The following is a 15,690-nucleotide window of genomic DNA, read 5'->3' as shown; positions in this document are numbered from 1 at the left end:
TTAAGGATTCAACTGTCGGACGGGGCGCACTTCGACACTGCCAACCCTCGCCGCCGGGATGTTCCCGGCAATCTGGAGGGCTTCGTTGAGGTCCTTGGCATCGATCAGGTAAAAGCCGGCCAACTGCTCCTTGGTTTCGGCGAACGGGCCGTCGGTGATCGACATCTTTCCGTTGCGCATGCGCACCGTGGTGGCGGTCTGCACCGATTCCAGGGCCTCGGCGGCGATCATCCGGCCGCTGCCCTGGACAGCCTCGGCATAGGCCAGGCATTCCTCGTCCTTGGGGCTCTCGGGCAGCGAATGCAGCAAGTGCTCTTCGCTGTAGACCAGGCATAAATACTTCATCGCACTCTCCTGATTGAACGGATAACTATGGCTGCAGATCGGCAGTTTCGTGCGGTTTCCCGATGATCAGGGTTCCAGATTGAACAAGGTCGTGCCGCTCGTCATGTCGAACGGGGCCGACCAGTGTTCATGGACGATGCGCCATTGCCCGGCTTCGCGCCGATAGCAGGCGGTCACGCGCATCCAGCAGGCCTGGGTTTCACCCTGTTCGTTAGTGCCGCCGCAATGGGCCAGCCAATGGGCGAAGGCGATGTGCTCATCGGCCACGATGTTCATGTGGTCGAAGTCGAATGTGTGCTGGCCCTGGCACATTTCCATGCACTCCAGCCAATGCGCGCGATAGGCGGCCTTGCCGCGAAATTGCAGGGCCTTGACGGCGTCGTAGGAGACGATGTCGTCGGCGTACAGGGCCATGATTTTTTCGACGTCCTTCGAGATGACCGCTTCACGGTAGGTGGCGATCAGGGTCTGGATTTCGTGGGTATCGCTCATGGTGGTTCTCCGTGGTTTTTAGAGTGAAGACACCCTTAGTCGACTGGCGATCCGCCTGATCGACAGTCGAAATAAAAAAAATCCATGAACGCAAACTCGCTAGAATCCAAGACTCATTCCTGTTGGAAAAAGGACACTCCAGTGACAGCCCGACTCGTGCCTTACGAAAGCCTGAATGCGCTGCAGCGCCAGCAAGTCGAGGCCATCGAAGTGCATCCGGAACAAACCAGGTTTTCAGGCGACATTCACGGTGCGTTGCACACCCTGTTGTCCAAGCCCGGCCCCGGCGTCAAGGGATTTGCCCTGCTGGCCGATGCGGTGCCCGTGGCCTTCCTGCTGCTCAAACGCCCACCGGTATTGCCCGCCTGGGCCAACGAACACAGCGCCACACTGCACGCCTTGCAAGTCGATCAGCGCGTTCAAGGCAAAGGTTACGGCAAGGCTTGCCTGCAAGCGCTACCCGAGGTGGCACGCATGGCGTGGCCGGAAATCAGGGGGCTGGAATTGTCGGTGGACGCGGACAATGAGTCTGCGATTGCGTTGTATGCCAAGTATGGATTTGTCGACAGTGGCGAGGCATACAAGGGGCGGATCGGCTATGAGCGGCGGATGGGCCTGGTGTTCTGACTGGCACACACGCCCCCCTGTAGGAGCGAGCATGCTCGCGATGGAGGTCAACGATGACGCGGGAAACCTGACGCCCCGCGGTGCCCTCTGGTTTTTCGCGAGCAGGCTCGCTCCTACAAGGATTCTGCGTCGGGTTTAGAGATTCAGCACCATCTCATGCCACGCCATGCCGCCATGGTCGGACGCCGATGGCTTGATGTAGGCAAAACCAAAGCCCGCATACAAAGGAATATGTCGTTCCTTGCACATCAGGTTGATGCTGACCTTGCCCATCGCACGCATACGTTCGATGAACTCGCCCATCAAGCGCTTCGCCAGGCCCTGCCCCTGGTAATCCGGGTGCACGACCACCGACATGATCACCACGTGTGGGCCCGCCGGGTCGTGGCCGATCAGTTCCTTGAACGCTTCGTCGGACATTTCCACCTGGAACGCCGCTCCGGAATTGATGAAACCGGCTACAACGCCGTCCACTTCGGCGACGATGAAACCCTCGGGCCAGGTGGCGATGCGGGTGGCGATTTTCTCTCGGGTGGCGGCTTCGTCGCCTTCGTAGGCAACGGTTTCAATGGCGAAGCAACGGTCCAGATCAGCGGGCGTGACGTGACGGATGACGGTGTTCATGGCGAGTCGCAAATCAGTTGGAAAGGACGTGGATCATAAAGCAGCGTCATCGAGAGACGAATCGTTTTTGATCCGCCTCCCGACGCCAGGGTGTCATGCCTTGATCGGCAACCAGATTTCCAGCTTGCCGGTATTGAGCTTCGGGTTGAAGTCTTCGCTGTAGCGTTCGAATTCCGGTGCGTCCAACAGCTCGCGACCGGACTGTGGCAACCACGTGCCATGGATGTGCTGGAAGGTCTGCGGCAACGACTGCAGCGCCCCCTTGTGTTCGAAAACCACATACAGCTGAGGCTGGACCTCGACCCAGCGGTAAGTGTCCGGCAAGTCGTCGAGTTTGCTGATCTCGACACCGGCGATGTAATCAAAGCCGCCATTGCCGTCGAAATTGCAGCAGACGCCGTAGGTCACTTCGCCCTTTTGCCCTGGAACATTGCCAATATGAGGAATGAATTTTTCCCAGAGTTCGGGAATGTCTTTTACGGTTTGCTGGGTGAAGTGTCCGCCAAGCCCTGCGATCAGCAGGAAGTGTCCATGTTCGAAGCGGGGTTCCGTCACTTCGACGTTTGTTTGTTCTTCCATGACTCGACTCCTGGAAGGTAAAAAGTGGGTTCGGCTGGGAGTATAGAAGCCAAACCCGATTCGCCCACTTACAGGGCGTGCAACTGCTCGACGGCACCTGCGCCAACAAATTCGTTGTAACCCGATAGAATCACGTACACCGCGAAATAGCAGAAGATCGCCGCCGATGCCAGGTAGGAATAACGCAGCAGCTTGTCGCCGAGCATCTTGCCGCCGTGGCTCGCTGCGAAACATAGGCCGGCGGACCACAGCAAGCCAGCGCAGAGAAACCCGCCAAGAAAGAGCGCGGAGCTGAGCGGACCGCCGCCACCGGAACGGGCGATCAACGTGCCACCCACCGCGGCGAACCAGAGAATCGCGCTCGGCGACGACATGGCGAGAAAAATCCCACGGAAAAACTCTTTGCGATGGGAGTTATGTCCCACCTCGGCGGTTTCGGCCAGCAGCGCCTCATGGTGGATCGCCGAGTAAATCATCTTCGCCGCGAAGTACACCAGCAGCGCCGAACCGCCGATCCACAGCACCCAGCGCACGGTTTCGTATTGCAGCAAAACCGTCATGCCGGCCAGTGCCAGCACGGCGTAGATCAGGTCACCGACGCAGGTGCCCAAGCCCAGGGCGAAGCCTTGAAAATAGCCGCGCTGCATCGCCAACGTGATCATCGCGATATTGGCCACGCCGATGTCCAGGCACAGCGACAGGCTCAACAAAAAGCCACTGGTAAATTCCATCAGACCCTTTCCTTCGGAAAAATTTGTTTACGTTGAGGCTGGACAGCCTGCCATAGCTGATCGTACATTCCGCCACAGGCCACCGCAGTGGCCAGCGTCGCTCGGACGGTTCCGGGCGCTTACGTTATCCGAGGCAACAATGGCCGAACAAGGTTCGCCGCGCCGCTTTGCGCGCATCGATCGACTCCCCCCTTACGTTTTCAACATCACTGCCGAGCTGAAGATGGCCGCCCGTCGTCGTGGCGAAGACATCATCGACTTGAGCATGGGCAACCCCGACGGCGCCACCCCGCCACACATCGTCGAAAAACTGGTCACTGTCGCCCAGCGCGCAGACACCCATGGCTACTCCACGTCCAAGGGTATTCCGCGCCTGCGCCGAGCCATTTCCAATTGGTACAAGGAGCGCTACGAGGTCGACATCGACCCGGAAAGCGAGGCCATTGTCACCATCGGTTCCAAGGAAGGCCTGGCACACTTGATGTTGGCCACCCTTGACCAGGGCGACACCGTGCTGGTACCCAACCCGAGCTACCCGATCCACATCTACGGTGCCGTTATTGCCGGCGCCCAGGTGCGTTCGGTACCGCTGGTGCCGGGCGTGGATTTCTTCGCTGAACTGGAACGAGCCATTCGCGGTTCGATCCCGAAACCGAAGATGATGATCCTTGGTTTCCCGTCCAACCCCACCGCCCAGTGCGTGGAGCTGGATTTCTTCGAACGGGTTATCGCTCTCGCCAAGCAGTACGACGTGCTGGTGGTGCATGACCTGGCCTACGCCGACATCGTCTACGACGGCTGGAAAGCCCCGTCGATCATGCAGGTGCCCGGCGCAAAGGACATCGCCGTCGAATTCTTCACCCTGTCCAAGAGCTACAACATGGCGGGCTGGCGTATCGGTTTCATGGTCGGCAACCCGGAACTGGTCAACGCCCTGGCGCGGATCAAGAGCTACCACGACTACGGCACCTTCACCCCGCTGCAAGTGGCGGCCATTGCGGCGCTTGAAGGCGATCAGCAATGTGTGCGCGATATCGCCGAACAGTATCGGCAGCGCCGTAACGTGCTGGTCAAAGGCTTGCATGAATTGGGCTGGATGGTGGAAAACCCGAAAGCGTCGATGTACGTCTGGGCCAAGATTCCCGACGCGTACGCGCACCTGGGCTCGCTGGAGTTCGCCAAGAAACTGCTGGCCGAGGCCAAGGTCTGCGTCTCGCCGGGTGTGGGCTTTGGTGAGTATGGTGACGATCACGTGCGCTTCGCGCTGATCGAAAACCAGGACCGGATTCGTCAGGCCGTACGCGGGATTCGCGGGATGTTCCGGGCGGATGGGCTAGGCACCAAAACCAACGCCTGACACAAAACCCTGTGGGAGCGAGCAAGCCCGCTCCCACACTGGATCTCGTTCTTCCTGAGATCATCACCCACAAAAAAACCGCATCGCTGCGGTTTTTTTTGTCTGGCGAAACGCTTAGACGAACAACGACAACAACAGGATAAAGCCCAACCCCACCACCGACAGGATGGTTTCCATCGCTGTCCAGGTCTTGAACGTCTCTGCCACGGTCATGTTGAAGTACTGCTTCACCAACCAGAAACCGGCGTCGTTCACGTGAGACAGGATCAAGGAACCGGCACCGGTGGCCAGGACCAGCAGCTCACGGTTCACACCCGGAATCATCCCCACCACCGGCACCACGATGCCCGCGCCAGTAATGGTTGCAACGGTCGCCGAACCGGTGGCAATACGAATCACCGCCGCCACCAGCCACGCCAGCAGGATCGGCGAAATCTGCGCGGCCACCGCCATGTGGCCGATCACGTCACCCACGCCGCTGGTCACCAGCATCTGCTTGAAGCCACCACCGGCACCGATGATCAGGATGATCGCGGCAGTCGGTGCGAGGCTCGCGTCCAGCCATTTGAGCATCTGTTGCGAACCGATGCCCTGCTTGTAGCCGAAGGTGTACAGCGACAGAAGCAACGCCAACAGCAGCGCGGAGATCGGGTGACCGATCAGGTCCATGAAAGTGCGGAAGAAGTTGCCGTCCGGCAGCACCACATCGGCAAAGGTTTTCAGCAGCATCAAGAACACTGGCGACAACACGGTGACCAGGGTGATGCCGAAGCTCGGCAGATCGCCTGCATCCGACTCACGCGCCAGTTGGTCCACCAGTTCCTGATTCGGATGACCGGGAATGTGCTTGGCGATGAACGTACCGAAGATCGGGCCGGCAATGATCGCCGTCGGCAGCGCAACGATCAGGCCGTACAGAATGGTTTTACCGATGTCGGCACCGAACACACCGATGGCCAGCAACGGACCCGGGTGCGGCGGCACCAGGCCATGCACCGCGGACAGACCAGCCAGCAGCGGGATACCGATCTTGATGATCGACACGCCAGTGCGGCGGGCAACGATGAACACCAGCGGGATCAACAGTACGAAGCCGATTTCGAAGAACAGCGGGATGCCCACCAGGAAGGCAGCGAACATCATTGCCCACTGCACCTTGTCCTTGCCGAAGGCGCGGATCAGGGTCTGGGCGATCTGGTCCGCCCCGCCCGACTCGGCCATCATTTTTCCGAGCATGGTCCCCAGCGCCAGGATGATCCCGACGAAACCGAGCACGCCACCGAAGCCGTCCTGGAACGCCTTGATGATGGTGCCGATCGGCATGCCTGAGGTCAGCCCGAGGAAAGCGGCGGCGATGATCAGGGCAATGAAAGGGTGGAACTTGAACTTGGTGATCAGGACGATAAGCCCGATAACCGTGACCACTGCGTCAAGCAGCAGAAACGTCTCGTGGGACATGCCAAACATTAGGGGTGTCTCCTGGTTGTTGTTGTTATTAAAGCGGGTAATTCGAAAGCCATAAGGACAGCGCTATCTCTACAAGCAAAAAATTAACTGGCGCGCTTCAAGCCATGCTCGAGCCACCAGAGGTGTGCCTGGACAGCCAGTTCGTCAACGCTGTGGATCGAGGCATTGAGCGCCAATGTCAGTGGCTCGCCCTTGGGAGACTCGAGGGTGGCGAACTGACTTTCGATCAAGGTTGCCGGCATGAAATGGCCTGGCCGATGGGAGACGCGTTCGGCGGCGACTTCCGGGGTCAGCTCCAGGAACACAAAACCCAGGCCTGGCAAGGCACTGCGCAGGCGTTCGCGGTAGATGTGCTTGAGCGCCGAGCAGGTCAACACCGGGCGCTGACCCAGCGCATCGATGCGGCGCAACTCATCGCACAGGCTGTCGAGCCAGCCGGCACGGTCTTCATCGTTCAGGGGAATTCCCGCGCTCATCTTTTCGATATTGGCGGCAGGATGGAAAGAGTCGCCTTCAATGGCAGTGGCGCCGCTCAGTTGGCACAGGGCTTCGCTGACGCACGTCTTGCCGCAACCGGCAACGCCCATGATGACCAGGGCGGTGATGGGATGATTCATGTAACACCTCAGCGCGCAGACAGCGCTACCTTTGCAAGCTATGACACTGGATCAAAAGTAGAAGTTGCCGACGCCTTCTTGTCATTTTTGTGGGTTGCAGCATGTTTGTCCCAATGCCAAAAAGCGAGGATCAGGCGAACCCCCACTTACGCATTTGCAGCTGCATCGAGACAGCGCTACCTTAGTGCCTTGAATTTTGTTTGGCAAGCCGTCGATGACTTCAACTAAAAACGATAAAAATACCCGCACCACTGGCCGCCCAACCCTGAACGAAGTGGCACGCCTGGCCGGTGTCAGTCCGATTACCGCTTCGCGCGCCTTGCGCGGGGTCAGTACGGTGGCCACCGAACTGGTGGAAAAAGTCCAGAAAGCCGCGCTGGAACTCAACTACGTGGTCAACCCCGCGGCCCGTGCCTTGGCTTCGGCGCAGAGCCATTCGGTGGTGGTATTGGTGCCGTCCTTGTCCAACCTGCTGTTCATCGACACCCTGGAAGCCATTCATCAGGTGTTGCGCCCCAAGGGCTTCGAGGTGCTGATCGGCAACTTCCATTACTCGCGCGACGAAGAAGAAAACCTGCTGCGCAACTATATGGCCTATCAACCCCGAGGCTTGCTGCTGACCGGCTTCGACCGCACCGAAAGTTCGCGACGGATGATCGAAGCCAGCAACATCCCGTGCGTGTACATGATGGAGCTCGACAGTGCTGCCGGGCTCAATTGCGTCGGCTTCTCGCAACTGGCTGCCGGCGAAACGGCGGCCGAGCATTTACTCTCGCGTGGGCGCAAGCGCCTGGCCTACATCGGTGCGCAGCTGGACCAACGCACTCTGTTGCGCGGTGAAGGTTTTCGCAAAGCCCTGAAAAAGGCCGGCCTGTATGACCCCGACCTGGAAGTGCTGACCCCGCGCGCCTCGTCCGTCGGCTTGGGCGGCGAGCTGTTTCTGCAACTGCTGGCCAGTCACCCGGACGTCGATGCGATTTTCTTCGGCAACGACGACCTGGCCCAGGGCGCCCTGCTTGAGGCCATGCGCTGCGGGATCAAGATTCCCGAACAGGTGGCGATTCTTGGCTTCAACGATTTGCCGATGTCGGAACACATGGTCCCGCGCCTGAGCAGCATCAACACACCGCGCGAAGCCATCGGCCGTCGTGCGGCGGAGCAGATGCTCACATTGATGGCCGGTAACACCGTGGCCAAACCGGTGCAGGACATGGGGTTTGAGTTGAAGGTGCGCGAGAGTACGTGAGACCGGTGCTTCCCCGCTGTGAAACGATAGCGCCGCGAAACCGGATGCCTCCTGGTGACCACGCCTACGAGGCAGTCCGGCCCCGCAGCGGTATTTCGAAACACATTTTGTCCTGCGCTTCACGGATGGCGGATACAGAATCCGCAAATTCCGTTCCCGGCTGACATTCCTATGCGCAAGACGATCTTCATGACCTCCCTGCTGATGCTCTCGCTCGGACAGGTATCTGAGGCGCAAGTGTCGCAGCCGAGTGATTGGACTCACCTCCTGACAGATCCACGCTTCATTCCAGCGATAAAAAACTGTCTGGCCGCTCACCCGAAGGGCGAGGGCCCTGCCGTCGTAATGGATGTCTGGCATTCGAGCATGGAAGATGCAGGCGTCATGACCACTGACCTCACAGGACGTAGAAATGAATGCTACGCCAGCAAGGACACAGGCTTGGTAAGCCGGTCCAAGACCGTGTTCGATCTGCCTGGTCCGCTGTTCGTTTCAGTGGATCAAGCCAAGGTTGCGCCCCAAGGCGAGTGCATCGTATCCACCCCGGTGTTCATCGACCAACAGCTTCAGGGCTGGGTCCTGCGCCAACCCATCCTCAACCAACAGATTCCCAGCGCCTGCTCTTGGCCTATCTGGACCGGTCTATTCCAAGGCGAGAAATAAGGAGCGAAAGTCACCCGATCCAACACGCCGTACCATCAAGCGGTGCGACGCCCATGCCTTGGGATTTCAACTAGTCTTGAATGTGTTTCTCATCCCGCTGAGTGCTCGCTGTGGCTGAAAAACTGTTAATTTCCTGAAGCGCACATACGCTAACGGAGTAGCACAATGGAACACACACTGAAGATTCTGGGAAAAGCCTCGTCGATCAACGTCAGGAAGGTCCTGTGGACCTGTGAGGAGTTGGGCCTTTCCTACGAACGCGAGGATTGGGGCAGCGGTTTCGCCTCGACCCACAGCCCTGAGTTTCTCCGGTACAACCCCAACGCACAGGTACCGGTGATCATCGATGAGGCCGGTGTGCTGTGGGAGTCCAACACCATATGCCGCTACCTCTGCGCCAGGCACCAGCATCACCACACGGAGCTGCTACCCGGCGAACCGGCCGCCCGCGCCCGGGTGGAACAGTGGATGGATTGGCAAGCCACCGATCTCAACTCGTCGTGGAGTTATGCGTTCATGGCGCTGGTGCGCAAGGATCCGGAATACCAGGATGCTCATCGCATCGACATCAGTGTGCGCGGCTGGAACCAGAAAATGGCCATCCTCGAACATCAGCTCGCAACCACCAAGGCGTATGTCGCCGGGGCAAAATTCACCGTGGCCGACATTGTCATCGGCCTCTCGGTCAACCGTTGGCTGATGACGCCCATCGAGCGTCCCGACTATTCGGCCGTCGACGAGTATTTCAAACGCCTGGCGCAACACCCGGGTTTTCTCAAACACTGCTGTAACGGCTTGCCTTGAGCCACTTCCGATAGCGGTCGACCGCTGCCGCCCGGCGGCAAGGCCTGACCGCAAACCCACCTTGCCTACCGGGTTAAATAATTCTAACAATCTGATTTAATTGATATTTTATCTACGGGCATACTATTTGCTGAAGCACTGTACCGCCAATACCTACAAGGTCTGCTTATCATGTTGGTCAGTGCAAAATCAAACCTGGTAACCCCCCTTCCCAAGCGCCCCGGTGAGGATCCGACAGCTGAAGCCGCCGCCGGCCTGCAAAGCGTCATGACGCAGGCCTTGCAGAACAACCTGCAGGCGCAAACCACGCAAACCAGCACCCAGGTCGAGGAATCCGCCACGCAACTGTCCACGCAACAGGTGAATGAGGCCACTCGCATCAGCGATAACGTCGACGAAGCGTTCGCCAAGACCCGCGTTGGCCTGCAGGCAACCTCCGCGCCGCTGCCCGACGACGTCAAGGACAGGATCGGCGATGGTTCAGCGACAGCCGAATTCAAGGACTACATGAGCAAGACCCCGGAACAGCGCATGCGCGATGCGATCCTGCAAGAGATGGGCTTGACCCAGGAGGAGATCAATCAGATGCCACCGGAGAAACAACAAGCCATCGGCGAAGAAATAGCCCAGCGCGTGCGGGAGAAGGCGCAGATGGCTGCAGCCGAGAAAGACCAGCGCAGGGGTGAACACACCAGTATCGAGGGTGTGGACAAGCTCATCGCCTCGCTGTAACGACGCGGTGATGGTTGTTGTAGGAGCGAGCATGCTCGCGATGAACCCGAGAACGACGCGGGGCGCCAGGCTCCCCGCGTAATCGTTGACGAGCAGAGCTCGCTCCTACAGGGAAATCAAGGGGGTGATCAGTTCAACTGCAAGGTCGAGTTGAACTGGCTGATCGCGTCCACCACATGTCGCGATCCCTGCTGGATTTCCAGGATCACCTCCCCCGCCTCGTTCGCCAGCTCCACGCCCAGCCCGGTTCGACTCAGGCTCGACTGCATGCTCGACACCGCACTCAATGACAGGTCGTGGTTCTTGCGCACCACATCGACAATTTCCAGGGTGGCCTGGCTGGTGCGTGCGGCAAGGCTGCGCACTTCATCGGCCACCACGGCAAACCCTCGCCCATGCTCGCCGGCACGGGCCGCTTCGATGGCGGCGTTGAGCGCCAGCAAGTTGGTCTGATCGGCAATCCCGCGGATGGTCTGGACGATGGTGCCGATGATGTCGGACTGTTGGCTCACCGCATCGATGCTCAGCGCCGCCTGGTTCAAGTCCCTGGAGATGTCCTGGATGATCTGCACCGTTTGCTGCACCACCTCGGAGCCCTTGCGCGCGCAGGCGTCGTTTTGCACCGAGGTACTGTGGGCCGAATCCGCGGCGGTTTGCAGGGTCGTCATTTGTTGGGTGATGTCGCTGGCGAACTTGACCACTTTGTACAGGCGGCCCTTGGCGTCGAATAACGGATTATAGGAAGCTTCCAGGTATATCGTCTGGCCCTGCTTGTTCTTGCGCTCGAAACGATGCGAGTGATATTCGCCTCGGTTCAGCGAGGCCCAGAAATTCCTGTAGCCCTGGGATTCCGCTTCGGCACGATGACAGAACATGCTGTGATGCTGACCGACGATTTCATGGAGCGAGTACTGCGTGGTTTTCAGGAAGTTTTCGTTTGCGCTGATCACTCGGCCTTCCGGGGTGAATTCGATCACTGCCATGGAGCGACCAATGGCGGCGAGCCGGCTTTCGTTTTCGTGTTCCTTGATGACCCTGGCAGAAATATCGGTGGCCACCTTGATCACGCTGCGCACCTGCCGATCAGGTCCCAATACCGGCATGTAGCTGGCTTCGAGCCAGATCTCCTTGCCACTTTTGTCCAAACGCAGAAAAGTGCCGCTGATCGGTTCGCCCCGCGCCAGATCACGCCACAATTTGGCGTACTCCTCGCTGCGGTAAAACGCCTCTTCACAGAATATCCGGTGATGTTTGCCGCGCACTTCGTCGGCGCTGTAACCCATGACCTTGCAAAAATTCTCGTTGGCATCGAGGACCGTGCCATCGGGACTGAATTCAATCATCGCCATCGACCGGCTGACGGCAGCCAGCTTGGCGTTGGCCTCAGTCAACGCGCAGCTGAAACGTTCGATTTCCAGCAGGTCAGCCTTGTGATGCAGGTTAAACATGGTCGTACCACCTATGCGCGTTTATGAAAGTTGCTGGTCTTTCAAATCCACCAATACGTTCAATAGAACAGGTACACGCATCCCTCCAAAAAGGAGGAATGAACAGGTGATAGGTGATGTTCGATCGGAGGGAGTCCTTATCGCGACACTCCCATCAAGACATCCTTCTCTTGATAGCCCGGCGTCGGGCCAGCCCTAACGTGCTCATAAGCGAACTCCATTTCCATACAGCTTCCTGCAAGTGTGTCGGTGCCTTGAATTGCGCACTCTGGCAGCTTGGCTCGATGATCCAATGCCGGCGATAACGGTCGGCATGGTTAGTTAGACGTCAGCATAGACATCGGCCTTCGGCTTGCAAGGCCACTAGTCGGCCAGTATCGAGGACAAAATCGGTTCAGCGCGCCCAAGGGCTGCTCCGGTGGGAAGCCTGACCTCTAATGGGCAAATAACATGAACATGGGCGCAAACGCGATGCTCATGATCCTGTTGTTATTCTCGGTCAGTCGGCTCTGGGCATTGATCTCCGTCCAGGTGCCGACGACGCGGGCATCTTCGGGAACGCTGAACGGACAACAGCCCTTGCCCAGGATCACCTCCCGGATATTGCTCATCACCATGTTGCCCTTCGCGCCCGGCCCATCCACTCCGAAGATCTTTACTGTGCCGGTCTTGTTGTTGTGCTGCCAGGAGAAGACCTGGGCGCTCATGTCATAGTCGGACAGATTGACGGGCCCGTTTTTCGCCGTACTGAGCAATGACAGTTTCCTGCCGGCAAAATCCGACGCGGTCCAGAAACAGACGTAACCGTAATCACAGTTGCGATCGGACTGACCTGCGTCGCCGGGTACCGGGAACGTCACCACAGCGGCACCATTGTCATATACCACTTGAGTGGTACTGATTTGCTTGCCTCCCGATTTTCGACTGAGCTGGCGCTCGATTTGTCGTTGCACCATGACTTTTTGCTCAGTCGTCATGCCGGGCTCGAACAACGCATAGGGGCTGCGCTCGACTGTCGCCTGTTTCGCCGAAAAAAACAGTGCGCCAACACCGAGGCAGAGTGCCACGAACGCAACCAGCCATTTGCTGTTCATGTAGAGACTCCATTTGCCAGGAACGCTGAACACAGTCAGCGTGAGCAGGAAAACAGCGTCTGCCCGGCACAATGGATTGTCTACTGTCAGAAATAACAGGCTCGACCGATGGCACCGCCCGGCCGATTGTTGAAATAACCCCGCATCCCGCTTGCGCGCCCCCCTCCTGCTCACTAACGTAGCGCCTTTATTGCGCGCCGCCGCCTTTACCCCCCGCAGGAGCTTTGCCATGGCCTCGCCAGCCCTTTCACATTTTCTACCCCGGTTCGGCGTTGCCGCAGCAGTGGCGGGTGTCTTGAGCCTGACCGGTTGTCAGAGCTTCAATGCCCAGGACACCCTCCCGCCCACCTCCGGCGTACAGCCGCTCAAAGGCCTGGCGCAGAACGTTTCGGTTCGGCGCAATGCGATGGGCATGCCGTTGATCGAAAGCAGCACTTTCCACGACGCACTGTTCTCCCTCGGCTATGTGCACGCCAGTGACCGCATCACCCAGATGGTCACCCTGCGTTTGCTCGCCCAGGGTCGATTGGCCGAGATGCAGGGAGCGGACCTGTTGGACGCCGACCGCTATATGCGCGCGGTCAACCTGAAGAAGAGCGCTGGCGAGCTGTACAAGGCCTCCTCACCGCGACTCAAGCGCTTCTTCGAAGTCTATGCCCGCGGGGTCAACGCCTATCTGTTCCGCTACCGCGACAAGCTGCCTGCCGACCTCGCCGCCACCGGGTACAAGCCCGAGTACTGGAAGCCGGAAGACTCGGCGCTGATTTTCTGCCTGCTCAACTTCAGTCAGTCAGCCAACCTGCCCGAGGAAATTGCCTCGCTGGTGCTGGCCCAGAGCGTCACTACCGACAAACTGCCGTGGCTGACCCCTTCGGCCCCGGATGAAAAACTGCCACTGGCCGAAAGTGAAAAGCTGCAAGGCATCAAGCTCAGCGGGCAGGTACCGGGGCTGGCCGAGATCAGCAAGGCCACCGGCCAGCTGTCCGAGCTTAATCTACTGGGCGCCACCTCATCGAACAACTGGGCCATTGCCCCGCAGCGCAGCCGCAGCGGTAAAAGCCTGTTGGCCAGCGACAGCCACGGGCCGATGGGGGTACCGGCGCTGTTTAGCTACGTGCAGATCCGCACATCGAAGTACCAGGCTTCCGGTGTGACCCTCGCCGGGTTGCCGATGATCCTGGGTGGTTTCAATGGCAAAGTGGCCTGGAGCATGACCAGCGTCATGGGCGACAACCAGGACCTGTTCCTGGAAAAAATCAAACGCCAGGGTAATGGGCTGTCCTACGAAACCGCTGGCAAGTGGCAGCCGGCGATCGTGCGCAATGAAACCTACTTCGTCAAAGGCCAGCGGCCGATTCGCGAAGCGATATTCGAAACCCGCCACGGTCCCCTGCTCAACAGTGCCCAGGGCCTGGCGCAGGGCAGCGGTTTCGGCCTGGCCTTGCAAACGCCGAACTTTACCGACGACAAGAGCCTGGACGCCTTCTTTGACCTGTCCCGGGCGCAGAATGTCGAGAAAGCCTCGGACGCCAGCCGCGAGATTCGCGCCATTACCTTGAACCTGATGTTCGCCGATGCCAGCCACATTGGCTGGCAAGTCACCGGCCGCTATCCAAACCGCCGCGAAGGCGAAGGCCTGTTGCCCTCGCCTGGTTGGGAGGGGCGTTACGATTGGGACGGTTACGCCGACCCGATGCTGCACCCCTACGATCAGGACCCGGCCCAAGGCTGGCTCGGCACCGCCAACCAGCGGGTCATTCCCCATGGCTATGGCATGCAGCTATCCAACTCCTGGTCGGCACCGGAACGTGGCGAGCGCCTGGCCGAACTGGCCGGCGTGGGCAAGCACGACACCCGTAGCCTGATCGCCATGCAGTACGACCAGACCACCACCTTCGCCGCCAAACTGAAGAAAATGTTCGAAGCACCGGGGATGTCACAGCCGCTCAAGCAGGCCATCGAGGCCTTGCCCGTGGCGGATCGCGGCAAGGCACGCGAGGCCCTGACCCGCTTGATGGCATTTGACGGCAAACTCAGCCCGACCTCCGCCGATGCGGCCATCTATCAGCTGTTCCTGCAGGAAAGCACCCGGCAGATTTTCCTCGATGAATTGGGGCCACAAGGCAGCCCGGCGTGGCAAGCTTTCATCGCCAATGGCAGCTTGTCTTACGCGGCGCAGGCCGATCACTTGCTGGGGCGCGAAGACAGTCCATTCTGGGATGATGTGCACACCGCGCAGAAAGAAGACAAACCGGCGATCCTCGCCCGCAGCCTGGCGGCGGCGATCACCGCTGGCGACAGTCAGTTGGGTGGCGATCATAAAGCCTGGCAGTGGGGCAAACTTCACCGCTATGAGTGGAAGAACGCCAGCGGCCAGACCGTGCGAGGTCCGCAGCCAGCCGGCGGCGACCACACCACCCTCAACACGGCCGCCTATTCCGTGGGCCAAGACTTCAACACCACACGGGTGCCGGCCATGCGCCTGATCGTCGACTTCGGCCAACCCGAACCGCTGATGGGCCAGATCGCCACCGGCCAGTCCGGCAACCCGGCCAGCCCGAACTACCTCAACGGTATCGAGCCATGGCTGAAGGGGCAGTATCAGAGCTTGCCAATGCAGCCGGAGAATTTCGACCGGGTGTATGGAACCAAGCGCCTGACCCTGACACCTGGAAAATAACCACATTCCCTGTAGGAGCTGCCGCAGGCTGCGATCTTTTGATCTTGATCTTTGAAAAAACAAGGTCAAAGATCGCAGCCTGCGGCAGCTCCTACAGGGGGTAGGTTGTTTACCCGGGAATTCCCGATAGAACTTCTTCGCCCGCGCCAGCCTCCTAGCTAACAAGCCCCTGCACTTGGACAGC

Annotated in this window: 15 protein-coding genes and 2 pseudogenes; 7 read left to right on the top strand and 10 right to left on the bottom strand. The window is 59.2% G+C overall.

Annotated elements, in window-relative coordinates; all coding sequences use genetic code 11:
- Nucleotides 1–345 carry a YciI family protein gene (locus tag PSUM_RS13005; protein ID WP_020797067.1) on the bottom strand — a complete coding sequence of 115 codons (345 nt, stop codon included), beginning with the start codon at nucleotides 343–345 and terminating at the stop codon, nucleotides 1–3.
- A gap of 66 nt (nucleotides 346–411) precedes the next feature.
- Nucleotides 412–837: a YybH family protein gene (locus PSUM_RS13000; protein WP_083348341.1), complete on the bottom strand. Its 426-nt coding sequence runs from the start codon at nucleotides 835–837 to the stop codon at nucleotides 412–414.
- 141 nt (nucleotides 838–978) lie between these two features.
- On the opposite strand from PSUM_RS13000, the gene PSUM_RS12995 reads away from it, so the two are divergent.
- Nucleotides 979–1,464 carry a GNAT family N-acetyltransferase gene (locus tag PSUM_RS12995; protein WP_083348340.1) on the top strand — a complete coding sequence of 162 codons (486 nt, stop codon included), beginning with the start codon at nucleotides 979–981 and terminating at the stop codon, nucleotides 1,462–1,464.
- A 135-nt stretch (nucleotides 1,465–1,599) separates the two neighbouring features.
- Here PSUM_RS12995 and PSUM_RS12990 read toward each other — a convergent pair whose 3' ends face one another.
- From PSUM_RS12990 to PSUM_RS12980, 3 genes are all read right to left on the bottom strand, one after another.
- Nucleotides 1,600–2,088, bottom strand: a complete 489-nt coding sequence (locus PSUM_RS12990) for a GNAT family N-acetyltransferase (protein WP_020797070.1) — start codon at nucleotides 2,086–2,088, stop codon at nucleotides 1,600–1,602.
- A gap of 93 nt (nucleotides 2,089–2,181) precedes the next feature.
- On the bottom strand, nucleotides 2,182–2,667 hold the full coding sequence (locus PSUM_RS12985) for a GyrI-like domain-containing protein (RefSeq protein WP_033043533.1): 486 nt from the start codon (nucleotides 2,665–2,667) through the stop codon (nucleotides 2,182–2,184).
- Nucleotides 2,668–2,735: 68 nt separating this feature from the next.
- Nucleotides 2,736–3,398, bottom strand: coding sequence for a LysE family translocator (locus PSUM_RS12980; RefSeq protein WP_083348339.1), 663 nt, complete (start codon nucleotides 3,396–3,398; stop codon nucleotides 2,736–2,738).
- Between the two features lie 139 nt (nucleotides 3,399–3,537).
- Between PSUM_RS12980 and alaC the strand changes: the two genes are divergently transcribed.
- Complete coding sequence (gene alaC / locus PSUM_RS12975; RefSeq protein WP_020797073.1) at nucleotides 3,538–4,755, top strand: alanine transaminase; 1,218 nt, start codon at nucleotides 3,538–3,540, stop codon at nucleotides 4,753–4,755.
- A 114-nt stretch (nucleotides 4,756–4,869) separates the two neighbouring features.
- On the opposite strand, the gene PSUM_RS12970 is transcribed toward alaC, so the two are convergent.
- Both PSUM_RS12970 and PSUM_RS12965 read right to left on the bottom strand, forming a co-directional pair.
- Nucleotides 4,870–6,222 (bottom strand): GntP family permease, encoded by a 1,353-nt coding sequence (locus tag PSUM_RS12970; protein ID WP_020797074.1) that lies wholly within the window; start codon nucleotides 6,220–6,222, stop codon nucleotides 4,870–4,872.
- An 83-nt stretch (nucleotides 6,223–6,305) separates the two neighbouring features.
- Nucleotides 6,306–6,839: a gluconokinase gene (locus PSUM_RS12965; RefSeq protein WP_020797075.1), complete on the bottom strand. Its 534-nt coding sequence runs from the start codon at nucleotides 6,837–6,839 to the stop codon at nucleotides 6,306–6,308.
- Nucleotides 6,840–7,053: 214 nt separating this feature from the next.
- Here PSUM_RS12965 and gntR point away from each other — a divergent pair, with 214 nt between their 5' ends.
- From gntR to PSUM_RS12945, 4 genes are all read left to right on the top strand, one after another.
- Nucleotides 7,054–8,085, top strand: a complete 1,032-nt coding sequence (gntR, locus tag PSUM_RS12960) for an HTH-type transcriptional regulator GntR (protein ID WP_020797076.1) — start codon at nucleotides 7,054–7,056, stop codon at nucleotides 8,083–8,085.
- 171 nt (nucleotides 8,086–8,256) lie between these two features.
- Nucleotides 8,257–8,748, top strand: coding sequence for a hypothetical protein (locus tag PSUM_RS12955; protein ID WP_033043530.1), 492 nt, complete (start codon nucleotides 8,257–8,259; stop codon nucleotides 8,746–8,748).
- A 165-nt stretch (nucleotides 8,749–8,913) separates the two neighbouring features.
- Entirely contained in the window at nucleotides 8,914–9,552 is a 639-nt protein-coding gene (locus tag PSUM_RS12950) for a glutathione S-transferase family protein (RefSeq protein ID WP_020797078.1), read from the top strand.
- Between the two features lie 171 nt (nucleotides 9,553–9,723).
- Nucleotides 9,724–10,284 (top strand): hypothetical protein, encoded by a 561-nt coding sequence (locus tag PSUM_RS12945; RefSeq protein WP_083348338.1) that lies wholly within the window; start codon nucleotides 9,724–9,726, stop codon nucleotides 10,282–10,284.
- 128 nt (nucleotides 10,285–10,412) lie between these two features.
- Here the strand turns inward: PSUM_RS12945 and PSUM_RS32620 are convergent.
- The 3 genes and pseudogenes from PSUM_RS32620 to PSUM_RS12930 form a co-directional block, all read right to left on the bottom strand.
- A pseudogene (locus tag PSUM_RS32620) lies at nucleotides 10,413–10,829 on the bottom strand (methyl-accepting chemotaxis protein); the annotation flags it as partial.
- A 129-nt stretch (nucleotides 10,830–10,958) separates the two neighbouring features.
- Nucleotides 10,959–11,627 (bottom strand): annotated as a pseudogene (locus PSUM_RS32615) (PAS domain-containing protein); the annotation flags it as partial.
- 539 nt (nucleotides 11,628–12,166) lie between these two features.
- Complete coding sequence (locus PSUM_RS12930) at nucleotides 12,167–13,057, bottom strand: peptidase inhibitor family I36 protein (RefSeq protein ID WP_169840436.1); 891 nt, start codon at nucleotides 13,055–13,057, stop codon at nucleotides 12,167–12,169.
- Here PSUM_RS12930 and PSUM_RS12925 point away from each other — a divergent pair.
- Nucleotides 13,056–15,506: a penicillin acylase family protein gene (locus PSUM_RS12925; RefSeq protein WP_083348335.1), complete on the top strand. Its 2,451-nt coding sequence runs from the start codon at nucleotides 13,056–13,058 to the stop codon at nucleotides 15,504–15,506. The two genes, PSUM_RS12930 and PSUM_RS12925, sit on opposite strands and share 2 nt — an antisense overlap.
- Nucleotides 15,507–15,690 lie beyond the last annotated feature (184 nt).

The sequence above is a fragment of the Pseudomonas umsongensis genome (assembly GCF_002236105.1).
Lineage (GTDB): Bacteria > Pseudomonadota > Gammaproteobacteria > Pseudomonadales > Pseudomonadaceae > Aquipseudomonas > Aquipseudomonas umsongensis.
This window is presented reverse-complemented; position numbering and strand designations above follow the sequence as displayed.

What these genes read in the sequence shown, in the direction of transcription:
- PSUM_RS13005 (WP_020797067.1), bottom strand. Translation starts at nt 345, where the DNA reads ATGAAGTATTTATGCCTGGTCTACAGCGAAGAGCACTTGCTGCATTCG.
- PSUM_RS12930 (WP_169840436.1), bottom strand. Translation starts at nt 13,057, where the DNA reads ATGGCAAAGCTCCTGCGGGGGGTAAAGGCGGCGGCGCGCAATAAAGGC.
- PSUM_RS13000 (WP_083348341.1), bottom strand. Translation starts at nt 837, where the DNA reads ATGAGCGATACCCACGAAATCCAGACCCTGATCGCCACCTACCGTGAA.
- PSUM_RS12970 (WP_020797074.1), bottom strand. Translation starts at nt 6,222, where the DNA reads ATGTTTGGCATGTCCCACGAGACGTTTCTGCTGCTTGACGCAGTGGTC.
- PSUM_RS12985 (WP_033043533.1), bottom strand. Translation starts at nt 2,667, where the DNA reads ATGGAAGAACAAACAAACGTCGAAGTGACGGAACCCCGCTTCGAACAT.
- PSUM_RS12925 (WP_083348335.1), top strand. Translation starts at nt 13,056, where the DNA reads ATGGCCTCGCCAGCCCTTTCACATTTTCTACCCCGGTTCGGCGTTGCC.
- gntR (WP_020797076.1), top strand. Translation starts at nt 7,054, where the DNA reads ATGACTTCAACTAAAAACGATAAAAATACCCGCACCACTGGCCGCCCA.
- PSUM_RS12945 (WP_083348338.1), top strand. Translation starts at nt 9,724, where the DNA reads ATGTTGGTCAGTGCAAAATCAAACCTGGTAACCCCCCTTCCCAAGCGC.
- PSUM_RS12980 (WP_083348339.1), bottom strand. Translation starts at nt 3,398, where the DNA reads ATGGAATTTACCAGTGGCTTTTTGTTGAGCCTGTCGCTGTGCCTGGAC.
- PSUM_RS12965 (WP_020797075.1), bottom strand. Translation starts at nt 6,839, where the DNA reads ATGAATCATCCCATCACCGCCCTGGTCATCATGGGCGTTGCCGGTTGC.
- PSUM_RS12990 (WP_020797070.1), bottom strand. Translation starts at nt 2,088, where the DNA reads ATGAACACCGTCATCCGTCACGTCACGCCCGCTGATCTGGACCGTTGC.
- alaC (WP_020797073.1), top strand. Translation starts at nt 3,538, where the DNA reads ATGGCCGAACAAGGTTCGCCGCGCCGCTTTGCGCGCATCGATCGACTC.
- PSUM_RS12955 (WP_033043530.1), top strand. Translation starts at nt 8,257, where the DNA reads ATGCGCAAGACGATCTTCATGACCTCCCTGCTGATGCTCTCGCTCGGA.
- PSUM_RS12950 (WP_020797078.1), top strand. Translation starts at nt 8,914, where the DNA reads ATGGAACACACACTGAAGATTCTGGGAAAAGCCTCGTCGATCAACGTC.